This is a genomic window from Vibrio sp. 1751 (assembly GCF_033339895.1).
Lineage (GTDB): Bacteria > Pseudomonadota > Gammaproteobacteria > Enterobacterales > Vibrionaceae > Vibrio > Vibrio alginolyticus.
Genome location: NZ_JAWOVM010000020.1, coordinates 16,298 through 40,241 on the forward strand (window position 1 = coordinate 16,298; position 23,944 = coordinate 40,241).

A 23,944-nucleotide genomic window follows, 5' to 3' on the forward strand; every position below is an offset into this window, starting at 1 on the left:
GCCAAAGCGCAGTAAAATTGAGGAAGGGTATGAGTAAAGTCTATGAATTGGTCTCCGATTATCAGCCGTCGGGCGATCAACCAGGAGCGATCAATCAGTTGCTTGAGGGGCTCGATGCTGGGCTAGCACATCAAACCTTGTTGGGGGTCACAGGCTCAGGTAAAACCTTCACACTAGCGAATGTGATTGCTCAAGCCCAACGACCTGCAATATTACTTGCGCCAAACAAAACGCTTGCTGCTCAGTTATATGGTGAGATGAAGTCATTCTTTCCTAATAATGCGGTTGAGTATTTTGTTTCTTACTACGATTACTACCAACCTGAAGCGTACGTTCCGACCACGGATACCTTTATAGAGAAAGACGCTTCAGTTAACGCGCATATAGAACAAATGCGTTTGTCTGCTACAAAAGCACTACTAGAACGTAAAGATGCCATTATTGTTGCATCGGTTTCAGCTATCTATGGCTTGGGTGATCCTGAATCGTATCTACAAATGATGCTGCACCTACGTCGCGGTGATGTGATTGACCAGCGCGATATGCTACGCCGTCTTGCAGAGCTGCAATACTCACGCAATGACGTTGCATTTGAGCGAGGGCAGTTCCGTGTCCGTGGCGAGGTGATTGATATATTCCCTGCTGAATCAGACCAAGACGCTGTGCGCGTTGAGATGTTTGACGATGAGGTGGATTGCATCAGTGTGTTCGATCCATTGACAGGCGTGGTCAAACAACGAGACTTGCCGCGCTATACCATCTATCCCAAGACGCACTATGTGACGCCAAGAGATCGCATTCTTGAAGCGATTGAAAATATTAAAGTCGAACTAGAAGTGCGCAAAAAGCAGCTTCTAGATAACAACAAGCTACTGGAAGAGCAGCGAATTAGCCAGCGCACTCAATTCGATATCGAAATGATGAATGAGTTGGGCTTTTGCTCCGGTATCGAAAACTATTCTCGTTATCTCAGTGGACGCTCGGAAGGTGAGCCGCCACCAACCCTGTTTGACTACTTACCTCATGATGGCTTGTTGATCATCGATGAATCTCACGTGACAGTACCGCAGATAGGTGCCATGTATAAAGGTGACCGTTCGCGTAAAGAAACGCTGGTGGAGTTTGGTTTCCGGTTACCTTCAGCTTTGGATAATCGTCCACTGAAGTTTGAGGAGTTTGAAGCACTAGCGCCACAAACGATTTTCGTCTCTGCTACGCCCGGAAATTACGAACTAGAAAAATCGGCGGGTGATGTGGCGGATCAAGTCGTTCGTCCAACAGGCTTGCTTGACCCTGAGTTGGAGGTTCGCCCAGTAGCGACCCAAGTCGACGACCTATTGTCTGAGATCCGTATTCGCGCTGCTAAAGATGAGCGAGTTCTGGTTACAACACTGACCAAACGAATGGCTGAAGATCTCACCGAATACCTTCACGAACATGATGTTAAGGTACGTTATTTACACTCAGACATTGATACTGTTGAGCGTGTGGAAATTATTCGTGACCTTCGCCTTGGAGAATTTGACGTGCTGGTGGGAATCAACTTATTGAGAGAGGGCCTGGATATGCCAGAGGTCTCGTTAGTTGCAATTTTGGATGCGGATAAAGAGGGCTTCTTGCGGTCTGAACGCTCACTCATTCAGACCATTGGTCGTGCTGCGCGAAACATCGAAGGTAAGGCGATTCTATACGCTGACCGAATCACCAACTCAATGAAAAAGGCGATGGATGAAACTAACCGTCGTCGCGAGAAGCAGGAAGCGTACAACGAAGAAATGGGTATTTCGCCACAAGCGCTCAAACGAAATATCAAAGACATCATGGAACTTGGCGATATCACTAAGTCTAAACGCCAGCGTAACACTAAACAGGTACCATTATCGAAAGTGGCGGAGCCTTCGCAAACTTACGAGGCACTGTCCCCTCAGCAGCTAGAAAAAGAAATCAGTCGACTGGAGGCGGCGATGTATCAGCATGCGCAAGATTTAGAATTTGAGTTAGCGGCACAAAAGCGTGACGAGATTGAAAAACTACGAGCGCAGTTCATCGCAAATAGTTGAACAAACTTACCGATTTAGCTATCCAAGCATTTTAGGTCGCTTGTAAAAAAAAGAAGCCAATAGGCAGTCGGGTCTATTGGCTTGTTTTGTGAACATATCGTTCACTAACAACGTCAGTTGGCTAGGTGACCCGAGGGGTCACTATCGATACAGCATGGTTTGTGCCACTTTTTAAATAATTGATATTATTTTTGAATTTTTTCCTTTGCCCATAATTTAGCTAATGTTATTTGCAAAATGCAAAGCGTAATGCGATTATTGTTTAAAACACAACAAAATAATAGCTAGGTTATGCAACAAAAACCCGAAGGCCCAAAGTCTCGTTACCTTTTAATGGTCGAGGACACCGCATCTGTTGCGGCTCTGTACCGCTCATACCTGACACCGCTTGGCATAGATATCAATATTGTCGGCACAGGTAGGGATGCCATTGAGAGCCTAAATCATCGAATTCCAGATCTTATTTTACTCGATCTCCGTCTGCCAGATATGACGGGGATGGACGTTTTACATGCCGTTAAAAAGAGTCATCCCGACGTACCTATAATCTTTATGACCGCTCACGGTTCTATCGATACCGCTGTCGAGGCCATGCGTCATGGCTCACAAGACTTTCTAATTAAACCGTGTGAAGCAGACCGTTTACGTGTCACGGTTAACAATGCAATTCGTAAAGCGACCAAGCTAAAAAATGAAGCCGATAATCCAGGCAATCAGAGCTATCAGGGGTTTATCGGCAGTAGCCAAACCATGCAGCAGGTTTACCGTACGATAGATTCCGCGGCGAGCAGTAAAGCGAGTATTTTTATCACTGGTGAAAGTGGTACTGGTAAAGAGGTATGTGCCGAGGCAATCCACGCAGCAAGTAAACGTGGTGACAAACCTTTTATTGCAATTAACTGTGCTGCAATTCCAAAAGATTTGATTGAGAGTGAACTGTTTGGTCACGTAAAAGGGGCCTTTACTGGCGCTGCGAATGATCGTCAAGGGGCAGCTGAGTTAGCGGATGGCGGCACACTTTTTCTAGATGAGCTTTGTGAGATGGACTTGGATTTACAAACCAAGTTGCTACGATTTATTCAAACGGGCACATTCCAAAAAGTGGGTTCCTCAAAAATGAAGAGCGTGGATGTGCGCTTTGTTTGTGCCACTAACCGTGATCCTTGGAAAGAGGTACAAGAAGGTCGATTCCGTGAAGATTTGTACTATCGTTTGTATGTCATTCCTTTGCATTTACCGCCTTTACGCGAACGAGGCGAAGATGTTATTGAAATTGCATACTCACTGTTAGGTTACATGTCACACGAAGAAGGAAAAAGCTTCATACGTTTTGCGCCTGATGTCATCGAGCGATTCAACAGCTATGAGTGGCCGGGTAACGTTCGTCAGTTACAAAACGTGCTACGCAATATCGTTGTTCTAAACAACGGTAAAGAGATTACGTTGGACATGTTACCGCCACCGTTGAATCAACCGCTTGACCGTCCGTTGTCTGTGGCTAAATTAATTGAGCCGAAAGCGATGACCGCATCTGAGATTATGCCATTATGGATGACGGAAAAAATGGCAATCGAGCAAGCGATTGAAGCATGTGATGGCAATATTCCTCGAGCGGCGGGATACCTTGATGTCAGTCCGTCGACGATTTACCGCAAGTTACAGGCATGGAACGGCAAGGAAGAGCGGCAAAAAGTATGAGTGTAAATGTATTAAATCAGCAAAAAATAGATGAACTGTCGATGGAAATTGGCAGTGACAACGTACCTGTACTGTTCGATATCTTCCTAGGAGAAATGGATACCTATATCGAGAACTTATCCCAACTACAGGGGGCAGAGCGATTAGCTTACTCAAAAGAAATCAGCCACGCGTTGAAAAGTAGTGCTGCGAGCTTTGGGGCAGATCGCCTTTGTGAACTGGCGATGTCCATAGACAAAAAAGCGAAAGCCGGTGAGTTAACTGCGGAGTCTGAGGTGTTAGAGGTTATGTTCGATCTTTTGCACGAAACTCGAGATGCTTATCGCTCTTGGCGACAGTAGCTATTTATTCCTATTAACCATTTTTCTTAGTAAACATCTGTTCTTACTGGATGCCTGAACTAAAACCCTTCGATGACAGAGGGGTTTTCATTATCAATAAACAACTTAAAAGAGGGCGCTAGTCAGGTAACGTGCTCCTAGATAGAAAGTTGTAGCTGATTTTCAATCGCTAGTTTGAGCTTGTTTCTATCGTGACGCCAGTCTCGGTTAGAGGAGGCGAGTGACTCCGTCACTACATTCCATTGACTTAAGACGTCTTGCTCGGTTTTCTCTGTTAGAACCACGTCTATTTTTCTTCCTTGGCAGGCACGTTCACACCATTCTAATTTTTGAGCCATCGTCATTCTTCCTGCTGGGCCGTATTCTGGACTCAGGTTAGCAACAAAAATGACTTTTGCTTTTGTGTTTGCTGCAATCGCTTTGCCGAGTTCAGGCAGCAATAAAGGAGGCATGATACTAGTTAAAAAACTGCCAGGGCCAAGAATAATCGCGTCCGCTTCCGCCAAAGCTGTGATGGCTTCTTTGGTAGCAGGCACTTCTGGTGAAAGATCCAAACGTCGCAAGTCTGCTTTCATTTCGTCGACATTTGTTTCTCCCGTAACCCACTTCCCATCTACGGATAACGCGGAAAGATCCGAAGGGTGTTCGGACATAGGAAGGATGTTAACGTCGACTTTTAACATATTGCGAATCAGATTAATGGCATCTAAAGGTCTGACCGATAAGTTATCGAGTGCAGTAAGCATCAAATTACCAAGATTATGACCATCAAGTTCGCCAGTGCCTTTGAAGCGATATTCAAACATCATAGAACTGATCGAAGGCTCTGTAATGAGCTGATTAATACAGTTACGTGTGTCTCCCCAAGCGATTCCTCCTTGGCAGTGACGAATTCTTCCTGTTGAACCACCATTGTCAGTCGTGGCAACAATCCCAGTTGCATTGCTGCCAAAATCTCGTAATGCGGCCAGCATTCGACCTAAGCCATGACCACCGCCAACAGCGACCACTTTTTTATCTGTGTAGATATTCATTATGTTCTTCTAATAATCTAATAAAAAACGGCTACAATTTATCTTAAGGAGTGTCTTAAAGGTACTCACTTAGCGGTAAATTGTGTCTCTAGAGAGTTTTTTATCACTCAAGTCTGGATTCCATTACAAATATTAAGTATTTTACACCGCAAAGCTATCAGAGATTTCATATCTCTGGTTGCCATAACTCCGAGCTCACTATTGCTAAGTCCTTGGATAAGCGTTTTGAGCCAGTGGCATACTGTCACAAGGGCATGATTGGAAATGGCCATGCCTCCCGTGTTTGGAAAGGTGTTCCGTGGCGCAACAATTCGAAGACAAATTTCATCGTAAGTTTTATTACTTGCGTCTGTCTGTGACCGACGTATGTAATTTCAAATGTACCTATTGCCTTCCTGATGGCTATAAGCCTTCGGGCAATAAAAACTCGTCTTTTTTATCTCTCCCTGAAATCAAACGGGTCGTAAAAGCATTCGCTGATTGTGGCACGTCAAAAGTGCGCATCACTGGTGGTGAGCCTAGCTTACGCAAAGATTTTACCGACATTATCCATTCAGTAGCGGCGACGCCTGGCATTCAAAAAGTTGCAACGACAACCAATGGCTATCGCATGGCAAAACAAGTCGCAGATTGGCGTGAAGCGGGTTTAACCCACATTAATGTCAGTGTGGATAGCCTTGACCCGCGTATGTTTCATCAAATCACAGGTGAAAATAAGTTTACTGAAGTCATGAATGGTATCGAACGTGCGTTCGAGGTCGGTTATGAGCAAGTAAAAGTTAATGTGGTGTTGATGAAAGATCTGAACCATCACGAGCTGCCAGCGTTTCTTAACTGGATAAAAGATCGTCCAATCCAACTGCGTTTCATTGAGTTGATGCAAACGGGTGAGATGGATGAGCTATTTAATAAGCACCATGTATCCGGAGTGGCAATTCGTAACCAGCTAATTGCAAATGGTTGGTTGCTGAAAGTACGCTCGCATAATGATGGTCCTGCGCAAGTATTTGTTCATCCTGATTACAAGGGTGAAATAGGTCTTATCATGCCTTATGAAAAAGACTTTTGTGAAAGCTGCAACCGACTGCGCGTTTCTGCGATGGGTAAGCTGCACCTATGTCTGTTTGGAGACTACGGTGTAGAATTGCGTGATCTTTTGGAACGTGATGAGCAAGAGAGTGAGCTTATTGAACGTATCCAGGCGCAGTTACAAACCAAGTCGGTAAGCCATTTCTTGCATGATGGCAATACTGGTATGACGCCACACCTCGCGTCTATCGGCGGCTAACTTCATTCAACTTTTAGAGCGAGCTTAGTGATAAGCTGGCTCTAACTTTTTCCGAATCGATACCAAGCGTATCAAAGCTAATTAAGAGAATAGGTGAACAAATGGGTCACGCTGAAAGCAAATTCCAACCTGCAAATATTGCCGTTCTAACGGTATCTGACACTCGTACTGAAGAAAACGATACCTCTGGTCGTTACCTAGCTGAGCATGCTCAAGAAGCGGGTCACAACGTAGTAGACAAGCAAATTGTTATTGATGACATGTACAAGATCCGCGCGATTGTTTCTCAATGGATTGCTGATGAAAGCGTACAAGCGATCATGATTACTGGCGGTACAGGTTTCACCTCACGTGATAGCACGCCAGAAGCACTTAAGCCTCTATTTGATAAAGAAGTTGAAGGTTTTGGTGAGTTGTTCCGTATGGTGTCGTACGAAGAGATCGGTACGTCTACGATTCAGTCTCGTGCGATTGCTGGTTTTGCTAACCACACCGTGATCTTCGCAATGCCAGGTTCAACTGGTGCGTGCCGCACAGGCTGGACAAAAATTATTAAACAGCAGTTGGATGCAAGTCATCGCCCTTGTAACTTCATGCCACACCTATCTGTATAACCTTTCCTAAAAGCGAAGGAAAAACAATGACCCAATTTACACATATCAATGCTTCTGGCGAAGCAAACATGGTTGACGTGTCAGCAAAAACGGAGACGGTTCGTGAAGCTCGTGCTGAAGCATTTGTTCACATGGCCCCAGAAACACTTCAACTGATTGTCTCTGGCCAGCACCATAAAGGTGATGTATTTGCGACGGCTCGTATTGCTGGTATTCAAGCTGCGAAGAAAACCTGGGATTTGATTCCACTTTGTCATCCGCTACTACTCTCTAAAGTTGAAGTTCAACTGGAAGCTATCGAAGCAGAGAACAAAGTTCGCATCGAATCAGTATGTAAACTTGCGGGTAAAACTGGTGTGGAAATGGAAGCGCTCACGGCAGCTTCCGTTGCTGCTCTAACGATTTACGATATGTGTAAAGCAGTACAAAAAGACATGGTCATTGGTCAAGTTCGTCTATTAGAGAAAACGGGTGGTAAATCTGGTCACTTTAAGGTGGAATCATGATTAAAGTACTTTTCTTTGCTCAAACTCGCGAGCTGATTGGCATCGACAGTGTTGAGTTAGACGGGCCGTTTGAAACGGTTGAATCAATTCGTGCACATCTAGTGGAAGAAGGCACTGAGAAAGATGGCAAGTGGGATTTAGCACTCGAGTCAGGAAAGCTACTTGCTGCAGTGAACCAATCTATCGTCCCTCTGGATACACAAGTAAAAGCAGGTGATGAAGTTGCGTTTTTCCCGCCGGTAACTGGGGGTTAAGATGGATTCTCGTGTTTCTGTACAAATTGAAGACTTTTCGGTTGAGCAAGAATATCAACGTCTATCTGAAGGGACGGCTGCCGGCGCTGTCGTTACATTCGTTGGTAAAGTTCGAGATATGAACCTTGGGGATAATGTGATTGGTTTACATCTAGAGCACTATCCGGGGATGACAGAGAAGAGCTTGAGCGACATTTGCGATCAAGCTGAGTCTCGCTGGCCACTATTAGGTGTACGCGTGATTCATCGCGTCGGAGACATGGATAGCGGTGATCAAATTGTATTTGTGGGCGTTTCCAGTGCGCACCGCGGCGCGGCATTTGATGCGTGCGAGTTCATCATGGATTATCTGAAAACCCAAGCTCCATTTTGGAAAAAAGAGCGTACGACGAATGAAGATCGTTGGGTTGAGTCGCGCGACACCGATCATCAAGCTGCACAGCGTTGGGAAAAATAGAACTAACCCGCATTCTAGTGAAAAAAGCTAAGTGCTAATGGTACTTAGCTTTTTTTGTATTTATCTTCATTGTATTGCTCACTTTGTTTCAATATTTCCTATCTTTTGTCTGGTGATATTCTTCACAATAAAAGTTTTTTGCTCAATATATAAACAATTATTTGTTAGACTTGATTTGTCATAAATGTTAAATGATGTGTAAATATCTAGCATAAGATGCTAGTAAATGGTTTAAACTCAGATTAATCGAAAGTTTCGCCTGTTAAATGTCGCTTCTGGTCTTTATTTGGCTGGTGAATGCTTTGGGGTTAGAGTTTACTGCTAGATATGTGTGGTTTAGTCAGCATTATTGGTTTTTTTGCTACATTTTTATGGCAAATTACTTCAATGATTGCTAATGTGTGCCGCAGTCTTTGTAAGGTTTTAGACTTTTGTGCTCAGAAAGTGCACTAAAAAAATCTAAAACTCTGACCGTTCCAGGCCCTTACAAAGAAGTCATGGATGCTAACGAAAAAATTTGGAGTTTTACGCATGTATAAGAATAAAATCACGCGCGCTTTATTTATTGGTGCTGGTCTTTCTCTCGCTCTAGCTGGTTGTGGTGAAAAGCCTGCGGAGAAACAAGCTGCTGAGCCTGCTCCGGCTCCAGCCCCTGAAGCTAAATCTGATTCTAAAGAGCCAAAACTTGCTGCTGTTCAAGAATTGGTGCGTGGTAACGGTACAGAAGTTGCGACAATAGACCCTCATAAATCTCAAGGTGTTCCAGAATCCCACGTGATTCGCGATCTTCTTGAAGGCCTTGTAAACCAAGATGCGGACGGTAACACTATCCCTGGTGTTGCAGAATCTTGGGAAACTGAAGACAACAAAACATACACTTTCCACTTACGTGAAGACGCAAAATGGTCAAACGGTGATCCTGTCACTGCAGGTGATTTCGTTTACAGCTTCCAACGCGCAGTCGATCCAGCAACCGCCTCTCCATATGCTTGGTACATGGAATACACCAAGATGAAGAACGCAAAAGACATTGTTGCGGGTAAAAAAGATAAGAGCGAGTTAGGTGTTAAAGCGGTTGACGATCACACGTTAGTGGTTGAGTTAGATACTGCAGTACCATATTTTGTAATGATGATGGGCCACACGACAGTGAAACCTGTTCATCAAGCAACTGTTGAAAAGTTCGGCGATCAATGGACGAAGCCAGAGAACTTTGTAGGTAACGGTGCTTATGTTGTTGACAACTGGGTTGTAAACGAGCGTTTGGTTCTAAAACGTAACGAACAGTACTGGGACAACGAAAACACGACGCTTGACCAAGTTACTTTCCTACCAATCGAGAACCAAGTAGCGGAAATGAACCGCTTCCTAGCGGGTGAAATCGACTTCACGAACGAGCTGCCTACAGAGCACTTCAAGCGTCTGAAGAAAGAGCACCCACAAGAAGTGTCTGTAACCGGTAACTTATGTACTTACTACTACATCTTCAATACGAAGAAAAAGCCGTTTGATGATGTTCGTGTGCGTAAAGCGATTTCTTATGCGATTGACCGTAACATTGTGACCGATGCGATTTTAGGTCAAGGTCAAAAGCCAGCTTACTTCCTAACACCTGAAATTACGGCAGGTTTCAACCCAGAAATTCCTGCATACGGCAAAATGACGCAAGAAGAGCGTAACGCAGAAGCTGCGCGTCTATTGGAAGAAGCGGGTTACGGCGCAGACAACCCTCTTGAATTTAACCTTCTATACAATACATCAGAGAACCACAAGAAACTTGCGGTTGCACTGGGTTCAATGTGGAAGAAGACACTTGGTCTAGACGTTACGCTAGAAAACCAAGAGTGGAAAACTTACCTATCTACCAAAGATTCTGGCAACTTTGAGGTTGCTCGTGCAGGTTGGTGTGGCGACTACAACGAAGCTTCATCTTTCCTAACGCTGATGATGAGTAATAACACTACTGGTGGTATTCACTACGACAGCAAAGAGTACGATGCGATCATGAACAAAGCATTTGCTTCAACTTCTGACGAAGAGCGCCAAGCACTTTACCTAGAAGCAGAGAAGTTGATGGCAAAAGATATGCCAATCGCACCTATCTACCAGTACGTGAAATCACGTCTACTATCACCGAAAGTTGGTGGCTTCCCAGTAAATAACGCGGAAGACAAGATTTACTCTAAAGATCTCTACATCACAGAGTAATTCGTAACTCGATAGAACTATAAAAATGAGGCCCTACATGTGAGAAATTGCATGTAGCGCCTATCTTTAGTCCAAAAGAATTGGACGACTTCTTTAATTTAACTGTCACAGACTGAAAGAGTGAGTTTATGCTTAAATTCATCGCAAAAAGGATATTTGAGGCGATCCCAACAATGTTGGTTTTGATCACCGTATCTTTCTTTCTTATGCGCTTTGCACCGGGAAACCCGTTCTCGACAGAGCGTCCATTGCCACCCGAAGTAATGGCAAATATCGAAGCTAAATATGGCTTGGATAAACCTGTATTTGAACAATACACCACGTATTTGACCAATGTTATCCAAGGTGATTTCGGACCGTCATTTAAATACCTTGATTACTCAGTAAACGAGCTGATCGCGGTTGCCTTACCTGTTTCGGCTAAAGTGGGCTTCATCGCCTTTATCTTTACTTTGATAATGGGGGTTACCGTCGGTACCATTGCTGCGCTCAAGCAAAATACTTGGATTGATTACACCATTATGTCGACTGCGATGCTTGGTGTCGTAATGCCATCCTTTGTATTAGCGCCTGCGCTTATCTACATATTCTCGCTTCATTGGAATATCTTCCCTGCGGGCGGTTGGCAAGATGGTAGCTGGCAGTATTTAGTGCTTCCTGTTATTGGTATGTCGCTACTGTATGTTGCTACCTTTGCTCGTATCACGCGTGGTTCGATGATCGAAACCCTAAACAGTAACTTTATTCGTACGGCACGTGCTAAAGGTCTAAGTTACCGTTACATCATTATCAAACACGCTCTTAAACCGGCACTTCTCCCTGTTGTTTCTTACATGGGCCCAGCTTTCGTAGGTATCATCACCGGTTCCGTTGTTATCGAAACCATTTTTGGTCTGCCTGGTATTGGTAAACTATTCGTTAACGCTGCGTTTAACCGTGACTACTCGCTAGTAATGGGGGTAACCATTCTGATTGGTTTCCTATTCATTCTATTCAACGCGATTGTAGATATTTTACTTGCAATGATTGACCCGAAAATTCGCTACTAACAGGGACGTTTGGTTATGTTAACGAAAAAAGAAAACCTAGAAGCGATTGAGAAATTCTCCGAAAACTTGGAGATTGAAGGTCGCAGTCTTTGGCAAGATGCTCGTATCCGTTTCATGCGCAACAAAGCGGCGATGGTGAGCTTATTCCTTCTTGTTCTAATGACGTTGGCGGTTATTATCCTGCCAATGATCGCACCGTACACATTTGATGATACTGACTGGTACGCGATGCACGTTGCACCGAATGCTGACCATTGGTTTGGTACTGACAGCTTAGGCCGTGATTTATACGTGCGTACGCTAATTGGAGGTCGTATTTCGTTGATGGTAGGTGTTATGGGTGCATTTGTAGCGGTACTGATTGGTACGCTCTACGGCGCAGCATCTGGTTTCATCGGCGGTAAAGTTGACCGCGTAATGATGCGTATTCTAGAAATTTTATACGCGGTACCGTTTATGTTCCTGGTGATTGTACTGGTAACATTCTTCGGTCGTAACATCATGCTGATCTTTGTTGCGATTGGTGCTATCGCATGGCTAGATATGGCGCGTATCGTACGTGGTCAGACTCTTAGTCTACGTAGCAAGGAGTTTATCGAAGCGGCACATGTGTGTGGTGTAAGCAACTGGAAAATCATTACTCGTCATATCGTACCGAACGTACTGGGTATTGTAGCAGTATACTCTACGCTGCTTATCCCAAGTATGATTCTAACGGAATCATTCCTATCATTCCTTGGTCTTGGTGTTCAGGAACCAATGACAAGTTGGGGCGCTCTTCTACAAGAAGGTGCACAGACAATGGAAGTAGCAATCTGGCAGCTGGCATTCCCAGCAGTGTTCATGGTTGTGACGCTATTCTGCTTCAACTACGTTGGTGACGGCCTGCGCGATGCGCTGGATCCAAAAGACAGATAATTAAAAGATAAGATTAAGGAAGCAATGATGAGCTTATTAGATGTCAAAGATCTGCGCGTCGAATTCACCACGCAAGATGGTATCGTAACCGCAGTAAACGATTTGAACTTCTCTCTCAACCAAGGCGAAACCTTAGGTATCGTTGGAGAGTCGGGATCAGGTAAATCTCAAACCGTATTCGCAATCATGGGCCTTTTGGCTAAGAATGGTATTATTTCTGGTAGCGCAAAGTTTGAAGGCAAAGAAATCCTAAACTTACCAGAAAAAGAACTGAACAAAGTGCGTGCGGAACAGATCGCAATGATCTTCCAAGACCCAATGACATCACTGAACCCTTACATGAAAGTGAGTGATCAGTTGATGGAAGTGCTTATGCTGCACAAAGGCATGGGCAAAGCGGAAGCATTTGAAGAATCAGTACGCATGCTGGAAGCGGTAAAAATCCCTGAAGCGCGTAAGCGTATCACGATGTACCCGCATGAGTTTTCAGGCGGTATGCGTCAGCGTGTAATGATCGCGATGGCGTTGTTATGTCGTCCTAAACTGCTTATTGCCGATGAGCCAACAACAGCACTTGATGTGACGGTACAAGCACAGATCATGGACTTGTTGAATGAGCTGAAATCTGAGTTCAACACAGCGATCATCATGATCACGCACGACCTTGGTGTGGTTGCAGGTTCGTGTGACAAGGTGCTGGTGATGTATGCAGGCCGTACTATGGAGTACGGCAACGTAAACGAAATTTTCTACAATCCAAGCCATCCTTATGCGGAGGGGCTGCTGAAGGCGATTCCTCGCCTCGATACTGAGGGTGAAATTCTGCCGACCATTCCTGGTAATCCACCAAACTTGCTTCGTCTACCGCCGGGCTGCCCTTATCAAGAGCGCTGTCACCGTGTGATGGATCGTTGTAAGCGCGAGGCGCCAATTCTGACACCATTTGGTGATGGTCGTCAGCGTGCATGTTTTTCTGAATGGGAGGCTTGGAACAAATGAACGCAGTAGACAAAAAACTAATTCTGGACATTTCTGAGCTGAAAGTTCACTTCAGCATTGCCTCAAAGTCGGCATGGCCGTGGTCAAAGCCTTCGAGCCTGAAAGCGGTAGATGGCGTGAACGTTCGACTATACGAAGGGGAAACGCTTGGTGTAGTAGGTGAATCAGGTTGTGGTAAATCGACGTTTGCTCGTGCCATCATTGGTCTGGTTGAAGCTACTGACGGCCAAGTAGTTTGGTTGGGTCAAGACCTTACTAAAATGAAAAGCGTTCAGCGCCGTGAGACGCGGAAAGAAATTCAGATGATTTTCCAAGACCCATTGGCATCGCTGAATCCGCGTATGACTGTTGGTGATATCATTGCTGAACCTCTTGAGACATTCTATCCAGAACTGTCTAAGCAGGAAGTGAAAGATCGCGTTAAAGAGATGATGGCGAAAGTTGGCCTATTACCTAACGTGATTAACCGTTACCCACACGAGTTCTCGGGTGGTCAGTGTCAGCGTATCGGGATAGCGCGTGCGCTTATCCTTAAGCCTAAGATGATCATTTGTGACGAGCCAGTATCGGCGCTTGATGTATCTATTCAAGCTCAGGTTGTTAACCTGCTTAAAGAGATTCAAAAAGAGTTAGGGCTTTCTCTGGTATTCATTGCGCATGACTTGTCTGTCGTTAAACACATTTCAGATCGCGTTTTAGTTATGTATTTAGGTAATGCCGTGGAACTTGGCGAGGCCGAGGCTCTGTTTGCTGATCCTAAGCACCCATATACGCGTGCGCTGATGTCTGCGGTTCCGATCCCGGACCCGGATATTGAGCGCAACAAGAAAATCCAAATGCTAGAGGGTGATCTTCCTTCACCTATCAACCCACCGTCGGGTTGTGTATTCCGCACTCGTTGCCCACAAGCAACCGAAGAGTGTGCGAAGACGAAGCCAACCATTTTAGGTAATGACGTTCACGCGGTATCTTGTTTACACGTTAGTGTATAAATTCAGCCTGTGACGGGCTTAAGCGCGACACCTTCATCGGGTCGCGCTTTTTTTATGTGTCTGATTTATACATTCGAATTTCTTGAACATGATGTCCTAAGTTCGATGATTCTCTGTTTGATAGGAAACGCTAATATAGACACAAACAGAACGAGAGGAGAGCAATCATGGGTAAGTTGGTTGAAGGTGTTTGGCAAGATGTCTGGTATGACACAAAATCAAATGGTGGCAAATTTGTGCGCGAAGATGCCGGATTCCGTAACTGGGTTAAAAGCGACCCTGATGCGGAGTTTACACCAGAGTCCGGTCGATACCATTTGTATGTCTCTCTTGCTTGTCCGTGGGCACATCGAACCCTCATTTTCCGCAAGCTGAAAGGTTTAGAACCACATATTGATGTCACGGTCGTTTGCCCTGATATGCTCAGCCAAGGTTGGCAAATGGGGCTTCCTGAGCCATTGTTTGGTCACACGCGCATGTATCAAATTTACACGCAGGCCAAACCCGATTACACGGGCCGCGTAACCGTGCCTGTACTTTGGGATAAAAAGACCAATACTATTGTGTCAAACGAGTCGTCAGAGATCATTCGCATGTTCAATTCGGAATTCAATGCGTTAACAGGGAATCACGACGACTACTATCCAGATCATCTAAAACACGTTATTGATGAGTGGAACGATTTTGTTTATCCGAATGTCAACAACGGAGTGTATCGTTGTGGCTTCGCGACTACACAAGAGGCGTATGAAGAAGCGTTTGATTCTTTGTTTAATGCGTTAGATAAAATCGATGCTCACTTAGCGACGCATCGTTACTTAGCAGGGAACACAATTACTGAGGCTGATTGGCGTTTGTTTACGACTCTTATTCGTTTTGATGCGGTGTATGTGGGGCATTTCAAGTGTAACAAGCAGCGCATCGCAGACTACGAAAATATACAAGGCTACTTAAAAGAGTTGTATCAAGTTGAAGGCGTCGAAGACACGACGGATTTCTATCACATTAAACGCCACTACTACTTCAGCCACACTGGGATTAATCCGACGCAAGTTGTACCAAAAGGGCCTGATTTAGACCTAAATACTCCTCATGGAAGAGAAAGGATTGGCTAGTTTGCTGCTTCCATCGCAAATGAAAAAGTACTTAACGGTTAGCAATGCCGTTAAGTACTTTTGTGTCATCTAAATACCGGGAGTAGGAAGTTTACTTTTTCATTCATCGCCACCTTACTTAGCGCGTACGATGTCCATCACTAGCTTTCCGTCCACTTTTACAGGACCGTCCTCTTTAGCGCCGAGCGTATACTCAAACACACCAGTCTTCATGCCACCTTTCTCTCCGTGGACCATTAACATCAGCATATCGCCTGATTCTACTGGTTCCATCAAAATTGCATTTACGTTTTCATTCTTTCCCATTTTTAACGGAGCGTAGCCGATAACAGGACCAGGCTTCATTGATTCGTCTGTTCGGTGGACAACCATCCACCCATTGTCATCAGCATGAGCCATTTCAGCGGTCACCGTTCCTCCGGACATATCTTGATCGACGCCTTTAATACTCGGGGCGGAAAAGCTGAATGAAGAAAAACTAATCAGAAACGCAGCTAAACCAAACTTTATCAGTGATGTATTGATGAAATCCTTCATATATATTCCTTAGCAGTCAATGAGTTTGTGTATTGCAGTAGCTTTTACGTATTTCCTAGCAAAAAAGTTTAGCTAAAACGTAAATAATGCCGATAAATTGAACAGGGACCGTGCTGGTTTGGAGCCAATGCATTTTTGGGAGTGGGTCAATCGGTGTAAGAACAAGCACGAGCAATGTCGATTAGGTATGGGGGCGATAGGGAGAAAAGCTTTGTGCACCAGTAATTATAGGTTGTGCAGTGATTGGTATAAAAAACAAATAAGTGTTCTGGCCAGCAATAGAAAAAGCCCTCGACGAATCGAGGGCTTTGTATCTATATCCAACTAGATGTCAGAAGCGATTATTTAGCTTCTTGGTCTGCTTGGATAGCTGTTAGAGCGATGGTGTACACGATGTCGTCTACTAGCGCGCCACGAGACAAGTCGTTTACAGGCTTACGCATACCTTGCAGCATTGGACCGATAGATACTAGGTCAGCTGAACGTTGTACCGCTTTGTAAGTCGTGTTACCCGTGTTTAGGTCTGGGAATACAAATACTGTCGCTTTACCTGCAACTGGAGAGTTTGGTGCTTTAGAAGCAGCAACGTTTTCCATAATAGCAGCGTCGTATTGTAGAGGACCGTCAATGATAAGATCAGGACGTTTCTCTTGAGCCAGTTTTGTTGCTTCACGTACTTTATCAACGTCTGCACCCTTACCAGATTCACCAGTAGAGTAAGAGATCATTGCAACGCGTGGTTCGATACCGAATGCTGCTGCAGAGTCAGCAGATTGGATAGCGATTTCAGCAAGCTGTTCAGCAGTTGGATCTGGGTTGATTGCACAGTCACCGTAAACCAGTACTTGATCAGGCAGAAGCATGAAGAATACTGAAGATACGATAGACGCATTTGGTGCCGTCTTGATGATTTGGAACGGAGGAACGATAGTGTTCGCCGTAGTGTGAACAGCACCAGAAACTAGGCCGTCAACTTCGTCGTTCTCAAGCATCATTGTGCCTAGGAATACTGAATCTTGTAGCTTCTCACGAGCCACAACTTCAGTCATACCTTTCGCACCGCGCAACTCAACTAGGCGAGCAACGTAGTTTTCACGAACAGCATCTGCATCGATGATGGTTACACCAGTACCTAGCTCAACGCCTTGTTGAGCCGCTACGCGACGGATTTCATCTGGGTTACCTAGAAGTACACAGTCTGCAATGCCGCGTTCAGCACAGATTGCCGCTGCTTTAACTGTGCGTGGTTCGTCACCTTCTGGAAGAACGATACGCTTACCTGCTTTACGAGCAAGTTCAGTTAGCTGGTAACGGAACGCTGGTGGGCTTAGACGACGAGACTTCTGAGTGCCTTCAGTCATAGACTCGATCCAGTTACCGTCGATGTGGCCAGCAACGTGTTCGTTGATGAACTCGATACGCTCTTTATCGTCTGCAGGTACTTCGATGCTGAAGCTCTGTAGGTTTAGAGACGTTTGCCAAGTGTTACCTTGTGCTTTGAAGATAGGTAGACCAGTGTCGAATGCTGGTTTACATAGGCCTTCGATTTCGCTAGGGATATCGTAACCGCCAGTTAGTAGTACTGCACCAATATCCACACCGTTCATTGCAGCAAGAGAAGCAGCAACGATAACATCAGGACGGTCTGCAGAAGTAACAAGTAGAGAGCCCGGTTTGAAGTGCTCAATCATGTTTGGCAGAGAACGCGCACAGAAAGTGATGCTCTTGATGCGACGAGTGTTGATGTCACCTTCGTTGATGATATCTGCTTTCAGGTGCTTAGCCATGTCGATTGCGCGAGTCGCAATCAGATCAATACTCCATGGCACACAACCTAGTACACGAATTGGAGAAGTGTTGAAAATTTCCATCACTTTCAATTCGTTTTGTTTTGCGCTGTCTGCATCGTCAAAGATTTCAGATAGGTCAGGGCGAGTACGGCCAGCTTCGTCAACAGGAGCGTTTAGCTTGTTGATGATAACACCAGAGATGTTTTTGTTTTTAGTGCCGCCGAAGTTAGAACATGCTACTTCGATACGCTCTTTCAGTTGCGCAGGGTTATCAGTACCTGGAGTCGCAACTAGCACGATTTCTGCACCAAGTGTTGCCGCGATTTCCGCGTTTACTTGGTTTGCAAATGGGTGCTTACGAGTAGGTACAAGACCTTCGATTAGCGTAACGTCTGCGTCTTTGTTGATTTGGTTGTAACGTTCAACAACGGTTTCTAGCAGCTCGTCCATGTTGTCGTTACCGATTAGGCTTTCAGCAACAGACATCGCCATTGGTTCACCGATCTTCATATCGCTGTTACGACCAACGATAGTTGAAGTCAGATCTGGCTGATCACCACCTGAACGTGGCTGACAGATTGGCTTGTAGAAAGAAACTTTAACGCCTTTACGCTCCATAGCGCGAAGAACACCCATGCTAACGCTTGTTAGGCCAACGCCTGCGCTAGTAGGGATAAGCATAATAGTACGAGACATTCGTAGAGTACCTTTAGCTATTTGGGGGATAAAAGCTCAACTCTTATTCCATGAAGCTCGAAGAATAGGAGTTGAGCCCCTAAGAAATTCGTTTGAATGAAAATCTGGCTAGCCGAGTGGCTAGCCAGGAATTCAATTAAAGACCTGTCAGGCGAGCAGTGTCTTCAGCGATGACTAGCTCTTCGTTAGTAGAGATAACCATTGCAGGGATACGGCTGTTTTCAGTCGTGATAACGCCTTCGCCGCCGAAGCGAGCTTTAAGGTTAGCTTCGCTATCTACTTCGATACCGAAGATGCCAAGACGGTTTAGAACCATTTCACGGATAGGGCCAGAGTTCTCGCCGATACCGCCAGTGAAAGTGATTGCGTCTAGACGGCCTTCCATTGAAGCAGTGTAGCCAGCAACGTATTTAGCTAGACGGTGGCAGAACACGTCCATTGCGCGTGTTGCTTCTTCTTTTTGACCGTAGTTGTCTTCAACGAAACGACAGTCAGAAGTCACTTCAGTTAGACCTTGAAGACCAGACTCTTTAGTTAGCATCGTGTTGATTTGATCAACAGAGTAACCTAGAGCGTCGTGTAGGTGGAAGACGATAGCAGGGTCGATGTCGCCACAGCGAGTACCCATTACCAGACCTTCAAGTGGAGTAAGACCCATAGAAGTGTCTACAGATTGACCGTTCTTGATCGCACATACAGATGCGCCGTTACCTAGGTGACAGTTGATGATGTTTACTTCTTCAACTGGTTTGTTTAGTAGGCCTGCAACTTCACGAGTGATGAACAAGTGAGAAGTACCGTGCATGCCGTAACGACGGATACCGTGTTCTTTGTATAGGTTGTATGGAAGAGCGTATAGGTAAGACTCTTCAGGCATAGTTTGGTGGAACGCAGTGTCAAATACAGCAACGTTTTTCAGCTCTGGGAAGTTTTTCTTAGCCGCTTCGATACCGATGATGTGAGCAGGGTTATGAAGAGGTGCAAATGTTGCAGCGTCTTGAATACCTTTTAGAACTTCATCAGTAATTAGTGCAGATTGAGTGAACTGCTCGCCGCCGTGAACGATACGGTGACCGATTGCGCCTAGGTTAGCTTTAAGCTCTGGCTTAGAAGCAAGAATAGTTTCTACCATAAACGCTAGTGCTTCTTCGTGAGCTGCACCATTGCCTAGTTGAGCTTCGTGCTTGCCATCAAGTTTCCACTTGATGCGAGCTTCAGGAAGGTGAAGACACTCAGCAAGACCTGACAAGTGCTCGTCGCCGTTCTCGGCATCAACAACGGCAAATTTAAGAGAAGAACTACCGCAGTTTAAAACTAAAACTAGCTTAGACATGTATGACTACCTGTTATTCGTCTGATAAAAAATCAGTTAAAGAATGAAAAATTAATCACAAGAATAGCCGATACCCAGAAGGCTGCGTACTAATCCTGGTCAAAAATTGTTCTAATTCCATATAAAGAAATAGTGATGAACCCTTCCATCACTATGATGCGATCCGTGCAGATAGATATCTCGGAGTTGCTTAAATTGTAAATAACAGCAACAATGAGATTGAGGGTCTGCAAAGGATAGCGATAATAAGCAATGATAACAAAAAAAATTTGAAAGAATATTAACTTTCATCAATTTTTTGTACCTTCAGTTGAAATGTTCAACTATTTTTTAGTGAGAGAGCGGTATGAGTAATAAAGTCGGATTGATCCATAGCCTGAAAGATGGCCAGAATTACATGGAGATCTGGCCGGTTCGTAAAGAGCTAAGCGCCATATTTCCGGAACAGCGTATCATTAAGGCGACTCGCTTTGGCATTAAAGTCATGCCGGCCGTTGCTGCGATCAGCGTACTCACTCAAATGGCATTCAACAATTACCACGCGTTACCTCAATCCATTGTTGTCGCCTTGTTTGCGATTAGCTTGCCACTTCAAGGCATTTGGTGGCTTGGTGCTCGATCCAACACGAAATTGCCGCCTTCTTTGGCCTCTTGGTATCGGGAGTTGCATCAAAAAATTGTGGAAACAGGTTTTGCATTAGAGCCTGTCAAAGCTCGCCCTCGTTACAAAGAGCTTGCGATAATACTGAACCGAGCGTTTCGTCAGCTCGATAAATCGTCATTAGAGCGTTGGTTCTAATTTAAATTGTTTGAAATGGAGTGTGCACTGGCCGCTCCATTTTTGATCCTGCCTCTATTACCTACTTTGACGAAGCGAGCGAAGCTTTGTTCACCAAAGATTCTTTCCGGATGAAGAAGTCCCCCCGATCACAAATGTTGCTTTAGTGTTAAATCTTTCTTTTCTTTACTAAGACTTAGTAGTAATAATAAAAACAAGATGCGCAAGAAGTGCACAGTTATACGAACACAACAATACCGCCTTCAAACATTTGAATTCACGAGTCGATACACATATTGAAAGCTCGTGAAACAAGGACGAAGTCACATCAAGGAGTTATGATGAAAACGAAACGTTTATTAGCCACTGCCGTTCTATCAGCTACTGCTATTTTCTCTTCTACCAATGTACTGGCCGCCACTGCAACTGTCGCAGTTTCACAGATTGTCGAACACCCGGCGTTAGACGCGACGCGCCAAGGGTTACTTGATGGTTTGAAAGCGAAAGGCTACGAAGAAGGCAAAAATCTAGAATTTGATTATAAGACCGCACAGGGTAATCCAGCGATTGCGGTGCAAATTGCCCGTCAGTACGTCGGGGAAAATCCTGATGTGTTAGTTGGCATCGCGACACCTTCGGCACAAGCTTTGGTGTCGGCTACTCGCTCTATTCCTGTTGTCTTTACTGCGGTAACAGATCCGGTTGGTGCGAAATTGGTTAAGTCGATGGAACAACCAGGTAAAAACGTAACTGGCCTGTCTGATCTTTCACCCGTTGCTCAGCATGTCGATCTCATCCAAGAAATTCTTCCTCAGGTGAAAAGCATCGGGGTTGTATTTAATCCCGGTGAAGCTAATGCCGTGACTTTAGTTGAATTACTAAAAGAAAGCGCAAAAGCAAAAGGCATACAAGTGGTTGAAGCGACCGCACTAAAAAGTGCTGATGTTCAGTCTGCGACTCAAGCGATTGCAGCGAAATCAGACATTCTTTACGCCCCAACAGACAATACAGTTGCAAGTGCGATTGAAGGGATGATTGTGGCAGCGAATCAAGCGAAGAAACCTGTATTTGGTGGCGCGACGTCGTATGTCGAAAAGGGTGCAATTGCAGGCTTAGGTTTTGACTACTACCAGGTTGGTGTACAAACCGCGGATTATGTGGCGGCGATTCTTGATGGTCAAGAACCAGGCAAGCTGGATGTAAAAGTCGCGACGGGTTCTGACCTTGTAATTAATGAAAGCGCAGCATCTAAGCTCGGTATCAAGCTGCCAAGTTCTGTGGTTGAACGTGCGACAAGCATGCAATAAGTAACGTTCTTTTGGGGTAAAGACCGTCACGCTGGTTGGTAGAGGCTTGCCCCAAAATTGATACTCGCCAGACTTCTCGTGTAGAGCATTCTGCTAGAGAAGAAGGGGAGTATACGTTAGAAGTCTTACGTTCAGGTTGGTATTAGCCAGCCTGAGCATGCAGAAAGGAGCAGTTATGTCTGCATTTGCTTTTTTTGGTGCACTCGAAATTGGCTTGATTTATGGCCTAGTCGCTCTGGGTGTGTATCTTACGTTCCGTGTTCTCGACTTCCCCGATTTGAGTGTGGATGGCAGCTTTCCAATGGGAGCTGCGGTGGCTGCAACGGCGATTGTCGCAGGTATTAATCCTTGGCTTGCGACAATAATGGCGATGATAGCTGGTAGTATGACGGGGTGGGTAACCGCTTTTCTGGCTGTTCGGTGTGGTATTTTACACCTGTTAGCTTCCATTCTTACCATGATCGCTGCATTTTCAATTAATATTCGTATTATGGGCAAACCTAATATGGCGTTGCTTGGAGAGGACACGATTCTCACTCCGTTTGAAGCATTGGGCGATGCGATGTTTATTCGCCCTCTGGTTGTTGGGGTCTTAGTTCTTCTTTCCGCTTTCTTTGTCATTCGCCTGCTGAACAGCGACTTTGGTCTTGGTTTACGAGCCACGGGTGTGAATGCGCGTATGGTTTCTGCGCAAGGGGCGAGCACTGGCTTTTATACCTACTTTGGCTTGGCTTTATCCAACGGGTTTGTGGGATTCGCAGGCGCGTTGTTTGCACAAACGAACAGCTTTGCGGATGTGACCTCTGGCGTGGGCACCATTGTCGTTGGTTTGGCAGCTGTGATTTTGGGGCAGACCCTTGTTCCCGGGCGCAAGATTTGGGTTGCGGTATTTGCGGTCATCATCGGTTCGGTACTTTATCGTCTTGCAGTGGCTTTCGCTTTGAGCTCTGGCATGTTTGGTTTACAAGCTTCAGACCTCAACCTGGTTACCGCAGTATTGGTGGCTGTGGCGCTTATTGCTCCAAAGCTAAAACAGAGCATGAGAGCGAAACAACGCGTTACTGATGCTAAACAAGCGGCATCAAAAAATGGTTCTGGGGAGGCATTATGATCGAACTAAATAACATTCAGGTCACGTTCAACCCAGGGACGATTTTGGAAAATCGTGCATTGAAAGGCGTCTCTTTAGAGGTTCCAGAGCATCAATTTCTTACCGTGATTGGTTCTAATGGCGCAGGAAAATCGACGTTGCTTGGTGCGGTGACAGGTGAGACGCCGATGATAGGTGGTCAGGTGATCATTGATGGTAAAGACGTCACCAAGCAGACGGTAGCCCAACGTGCGACGCAATGTGCCCGAGTGTTTCAAGATCCATTGGCCGGGACTTGTGGTGAACTGACGATAGAAGAGAACATGGCTCTAGCGCACATGCGTGGTAAAAAACGCAGCTGGGGGTTGGCGCTCTCTACCAAACGTCGCAAGCTGTTCCAAGAGCGAATTAGCATCCTCGGTCTTGGTTTAGAAGACCGCTTGGGCGATAGCATTGGGTTGCTGTCTGGTGGACAACGACAAGCCGTTAGCCTTGTGATGGCGACGTTATCGGAGAGTAAGTTGTTGTTGCTTGATGAACACACGGCTGCGCTTGATCCTCGTATGGCGGCGTTTGTTATCGACTTAACTAAACGTATTGTCGATGAGTTCGATTTAACCGTGATGATGGTGACGCATTCGATGAAAGACGCATTAGCATGTGGCGATAGGACCGTAATGCTTCACCAAGGTGAAATTGTGCTTGATGTGGCTGGAGAGCAGCGCGCTAACATGCAAGTACCAGACTTGTTGGATATGTTCTCCAAAGTGCGTGGTGAAGAGCTGGCAGATGACAGTCTCTTGTTGAACTAAGCGGTATCCGACAAGTCACTACGCCTACTAAGTGTGATCCTCCTTGGGAAAATTGGCTGATATGTCAA

General features: G+C 45.3%; 22 protein-coding genes and 1 riboswitch. Of the genes, 18 read left to right on the plus strand and 4 right to left on the minus strand.

The window, feature by feature from the left end:
- Positions 1-29: 29 nt before the first annotated feature.
- The 3 genes from uvrB to luxU all read left to right on the plus strand — a co-directional run bounded on the left by uvrB (position 30) and on the right by luxU (position 4,099).
- The gene (gene uvrB / locus R7041_RS09315) at positions 30-2,060 is read left to right on the plus strand and encodes an excinuclease ABC subunit UvrB (protein WP_017636056.1); all 2,031 of its coding nucleotides are present in this window, start codon (positions 30-32) and stop codon (positions 2,058-2,060) included.
- A 291-nt stretch (positions 2,061-2,351) separates the two neighbouring features.
- Positions 2,352-3,758, plus strand: coding sequence for a quorum-sensing sigma-54 dependent transcriptional regulator LuxO (gene luxO, locus R7041_RS09320; RefSeq protein ID WP_064368650.1), 1,407 nt, complete (start codon positions 2,352-2,354; stop codon positions 3,756-3,758).
- Positions 3,755-4,099 carry a quorum-sensing phosphorelay protein LuxU gene (gene luxU / locus R7041_RS09325; protein WP_005380770.1) on the plus strand — a complete coding sequence of 115 codons (345 nt, stop codon included), beginning with the start codon at positions 3,755-3,757 and terminating at the stop codon, positions 4,097-4,099. Before luxO ends, luxU begins: the two co-directional genes overlap by 4 nt.
- 137 nt (positions 4,100-4,236) lie before the next feature.
- Here the strand turns inward: luxU and R7041_RS09330 are convergent, their stop codons facing one another.
- The gene (locus tag R7041_RS09330; RefSeq protein WP_017821373.1) at positions 4,237-5,133 is read right to left on the minus strand and encodes a YvcK family protein; all 897 of its coding nucleotides are present in this window, start codon (positions 5,131-5,133) and stop codon (positions 4,237-4,239) included.
- A gap of 175 nt (positions 5,134-5,308) precedes the next feature.
- A riboswitch (molybdenum cofactor riboswitch) is annotated at positions 5,309-5,443 on the plus strand.
- Between R7041_RS09330 and moaA the strand changes: the two genes are divergently transcribed.
- The 11 genes from moaA to R7041_RS09385 all read left to right on the plus strand — a co-directional run bounded on the left by moaA (position 5,432) and on the right by R7041_RS09385 (position 15,533).
- The gene (moaA, locus tag R7041_RS09335; RefSeq protein WP_005380776.1) at positions 5,432-6,421 is read left to right on the plus strand and encodes a GTP 3',8-cyclase MoaA; all 990 of its coding nucleotides are present in this window, start codon (positions 5,432-5,434) and stop codon (positions 6,419-6,421) included. It overlaps the preceding riboswitch by 12 nt.
- Positions 6,422-6,522: 101 nt before the next feature.
- Entirely contained in the window at positions 6,523-7,035 is a 513-nt protein-coding gene (gene moaB / locus R7041_RS09340; protein ID WP_005388935.1) for a molybdenum cofactor biosynthesis protein B, read from the plus strand.
- Positions 7,036-7,061: 26 nt separating this feature from the next.
- Complete coding sequence (gene moaC, locus R7041_RS09345; protein ID WP_005380779.1) at positions 7,062-7,541, plus strand: cyclic pyranopterin monophosphate synthase MoaC; 480 nt, start codon at positions 7,062-7,064, stop codon at positions 7,539-7,541.
- A complete protein-coding gene (moaD, locus tag R7041_RS09350) occupies positions 7,538-7,795 on the plus strand; it encodes a molybdopterin synthase sulfur carrier subunit (RefSeq protein WP_005380780.1) in 258 nt (85 codons plus the stop codon). Before moaC ends, moaD begins: the two co-directional genes overlap by 4 nt.
- 1 nt (position 7,796) lies before the next feature.
- Positions 7,797-8,252: a molybdopterin synthase catalytic subunit MoaE gene (gene moaE / locus R7041_RS09355; protein WP_017821374.1), complete on the plus strand. Its 456-nt coding sequence runs from the start codon at positions 7,797-7,799 to the stop codon at positions 8,250-8,252.
- Between the two features lie 531 nt (positions 8,253-8,783).
- Positions 8,784-10,460, plus strand: a complete 1,677-nt coding sequence (locus R7041_RS09360; RefSeq protein ID WP_017633862.1) for an ABC transporter substrate-binding protein — start codon at positions 8,784-8,786, stop codon at positions 10,458-10,460.
- 128 nt (positions 10,461-10,588) lie between these two features.
- The gene (oppB, locus tag R7041_RS09365) at positions 10,589-11,509 is read left to right on the plus strand and encodes an oligopeptide ABC transporter permease OppB (protein WP_005380786.1); all 921 of its coding nucleotides are present in this window, start codon (positions 10,589-10,591) and stop codon (positions 11,507-11,509) included.
- 15 nt (positions 11,510-11,524) lie between these two features.
- Positions 11,525-12,427: an oligopeptide ABC transporter permease OppC gene (gene oppC / locus R7041_RS09370; protein WP_017633861.1), complete on the plus strand. Its 903-nt coding sequence runs from the start codon at positions 11,525-11,527 to the stop codon at positions 12,425-12,427.
- A gap of 27 nt (positions 12,428-12,454) precedes the next feature.
- Positions 12,455-13,426, plus strand: a complete 972-nt coding sequence (locus tag R7041_RS09375) for an ABC transporter ATP-binding protein (RefSeq protein ID WP_005380792.1) — start codon at positions 12,455-12,457, stop codon at positions 13,424-13,426.
- Positions 13,405-14,418, plus strand: a complete 1,014-nt coding sequence (gene oppF, locus R7041_RS09380) for a murein tripeptide/oligopeptide ABC transporter ATP binding protein OppF (protein WP_005387265.1) — start codon at positions 13,405-13,407, stop codon at positions 14,416-14,418. The genes R7041_RS09375 and oppF overlap by 22 nt, the downstream gene beginning before the upstream one ends.
- A 167-nt stretch (positions 14,419-14,585) precedes the next feature.
- The gene (locus R7041_RS09385; RefSeq protein WP_158156739.1) at positions 14,586-15,533 is read left to right on the plus strand and encodes a glutathione S-transferase family protein; all 948 of its coding nucleotides are present in this window, start codon (positions 14,586-14,588) and stop codon (positions 15,531-15,533) included.
- A gap of 114 nt (positions 15,534-15,647) precedes the next feature.
- Here R7041_RS09385 and R7041_RS09390 read toward each other — a convergent pair whose 3' ends face one another.
- The 3 genes from R7041_RS09390 to R7041_RS09400 form a co-directional block, all read right to left on the minus strand.
- Positions 15,648-16,070: a hypothetical protein gene (locus R7041_RS09390; protein ID WP_005380804.1), complete on the minus strand. Its 423-nt coding sequence runs from the start codon at positions 16,068-16,070 to the stop codon at positions 15,648-15,650.
- A 341-nt stretch (positions 16,071-16,411) separates the two neighbouring features.
- Positions 16,412-18,556, minus strand: coding sequence for a phosphate acetyltransferase (gene pta / locus R7041_RS09395; RefSeq protein ID WP_005380805.1), 2,145 nt, complete (start codon positions 18,554-18,556; stop codon positions 16,412-16,414).
- A gap of 136 nt (positions 18,557-18,692) precedes the next feature.
- Positions 18,693-19,889: an acetate kinase gene (locus R7041_RS09400; protein WP_005380807.1), complete on the minus strand. Its 1,197-nt coding sequence runs from the start codon at positions 19,887-19,889 to the stop codon at positions 18,693-18,695.
- 346 nt (positions 19,890-20,235) lie between these two features.
- On the opposite strand from R7041_RS09400, the gene yfbV reads away from it, so the two are divergent.
- From yfbV to R7041_RS09420, 4 genes are all read left to right on the plus strand, one after another.
- Positions 20,236-20,688: a terminus macrodomain insulation protein YfbV gene (yfbV, locus tag R7041_RS09405; RefSeq protein ID WP_005380809.1), complete on the plus strand. Its 453-nt coding sequence runs from the start codon at positions 20,236-20,238 to the stop codon at positions 20,686-20,688.
- A 320-nt stretch (positions 20,689-21,008) separates the two neighbouring features.
- Positions 21,009-21,974, plus strand: a complete 966-nt coding sequence (locus R7041_RS09410) for an ABC transporter substrate-binding protein (protein WP_017633858.1) — start codon at positions 21,009-21,011, stop codon at positions 21,972-21,974.
- Between the two features lie 175 nt (positions 21,975-22,149).
- Entirely contained in the window at positions 22,150-23,085 is a 936-nt protein-coding gene (locus R7041_RS09415) for an ABC transporter permease (RefSeq protein ID WP_206949255.1), read from the plus strand.
- Positions 23,082-23,876 (plus strand): ABC transporter ATP-binding protein, encoded by a 795-nt coding sequence (locus R7041_RS09420; protein WP_005387275.1) that lies wholly within the window; start codon positions 23,082-23,084, stop codon positions 23,874-23,876. The genes R7041_RS09415 and R7041_RS09420 overlap by 4 nt, the downstream gene beginning before the upstream one ends.
- Positions 23,877-23,944: the final 68 nt, after the last annotated feature.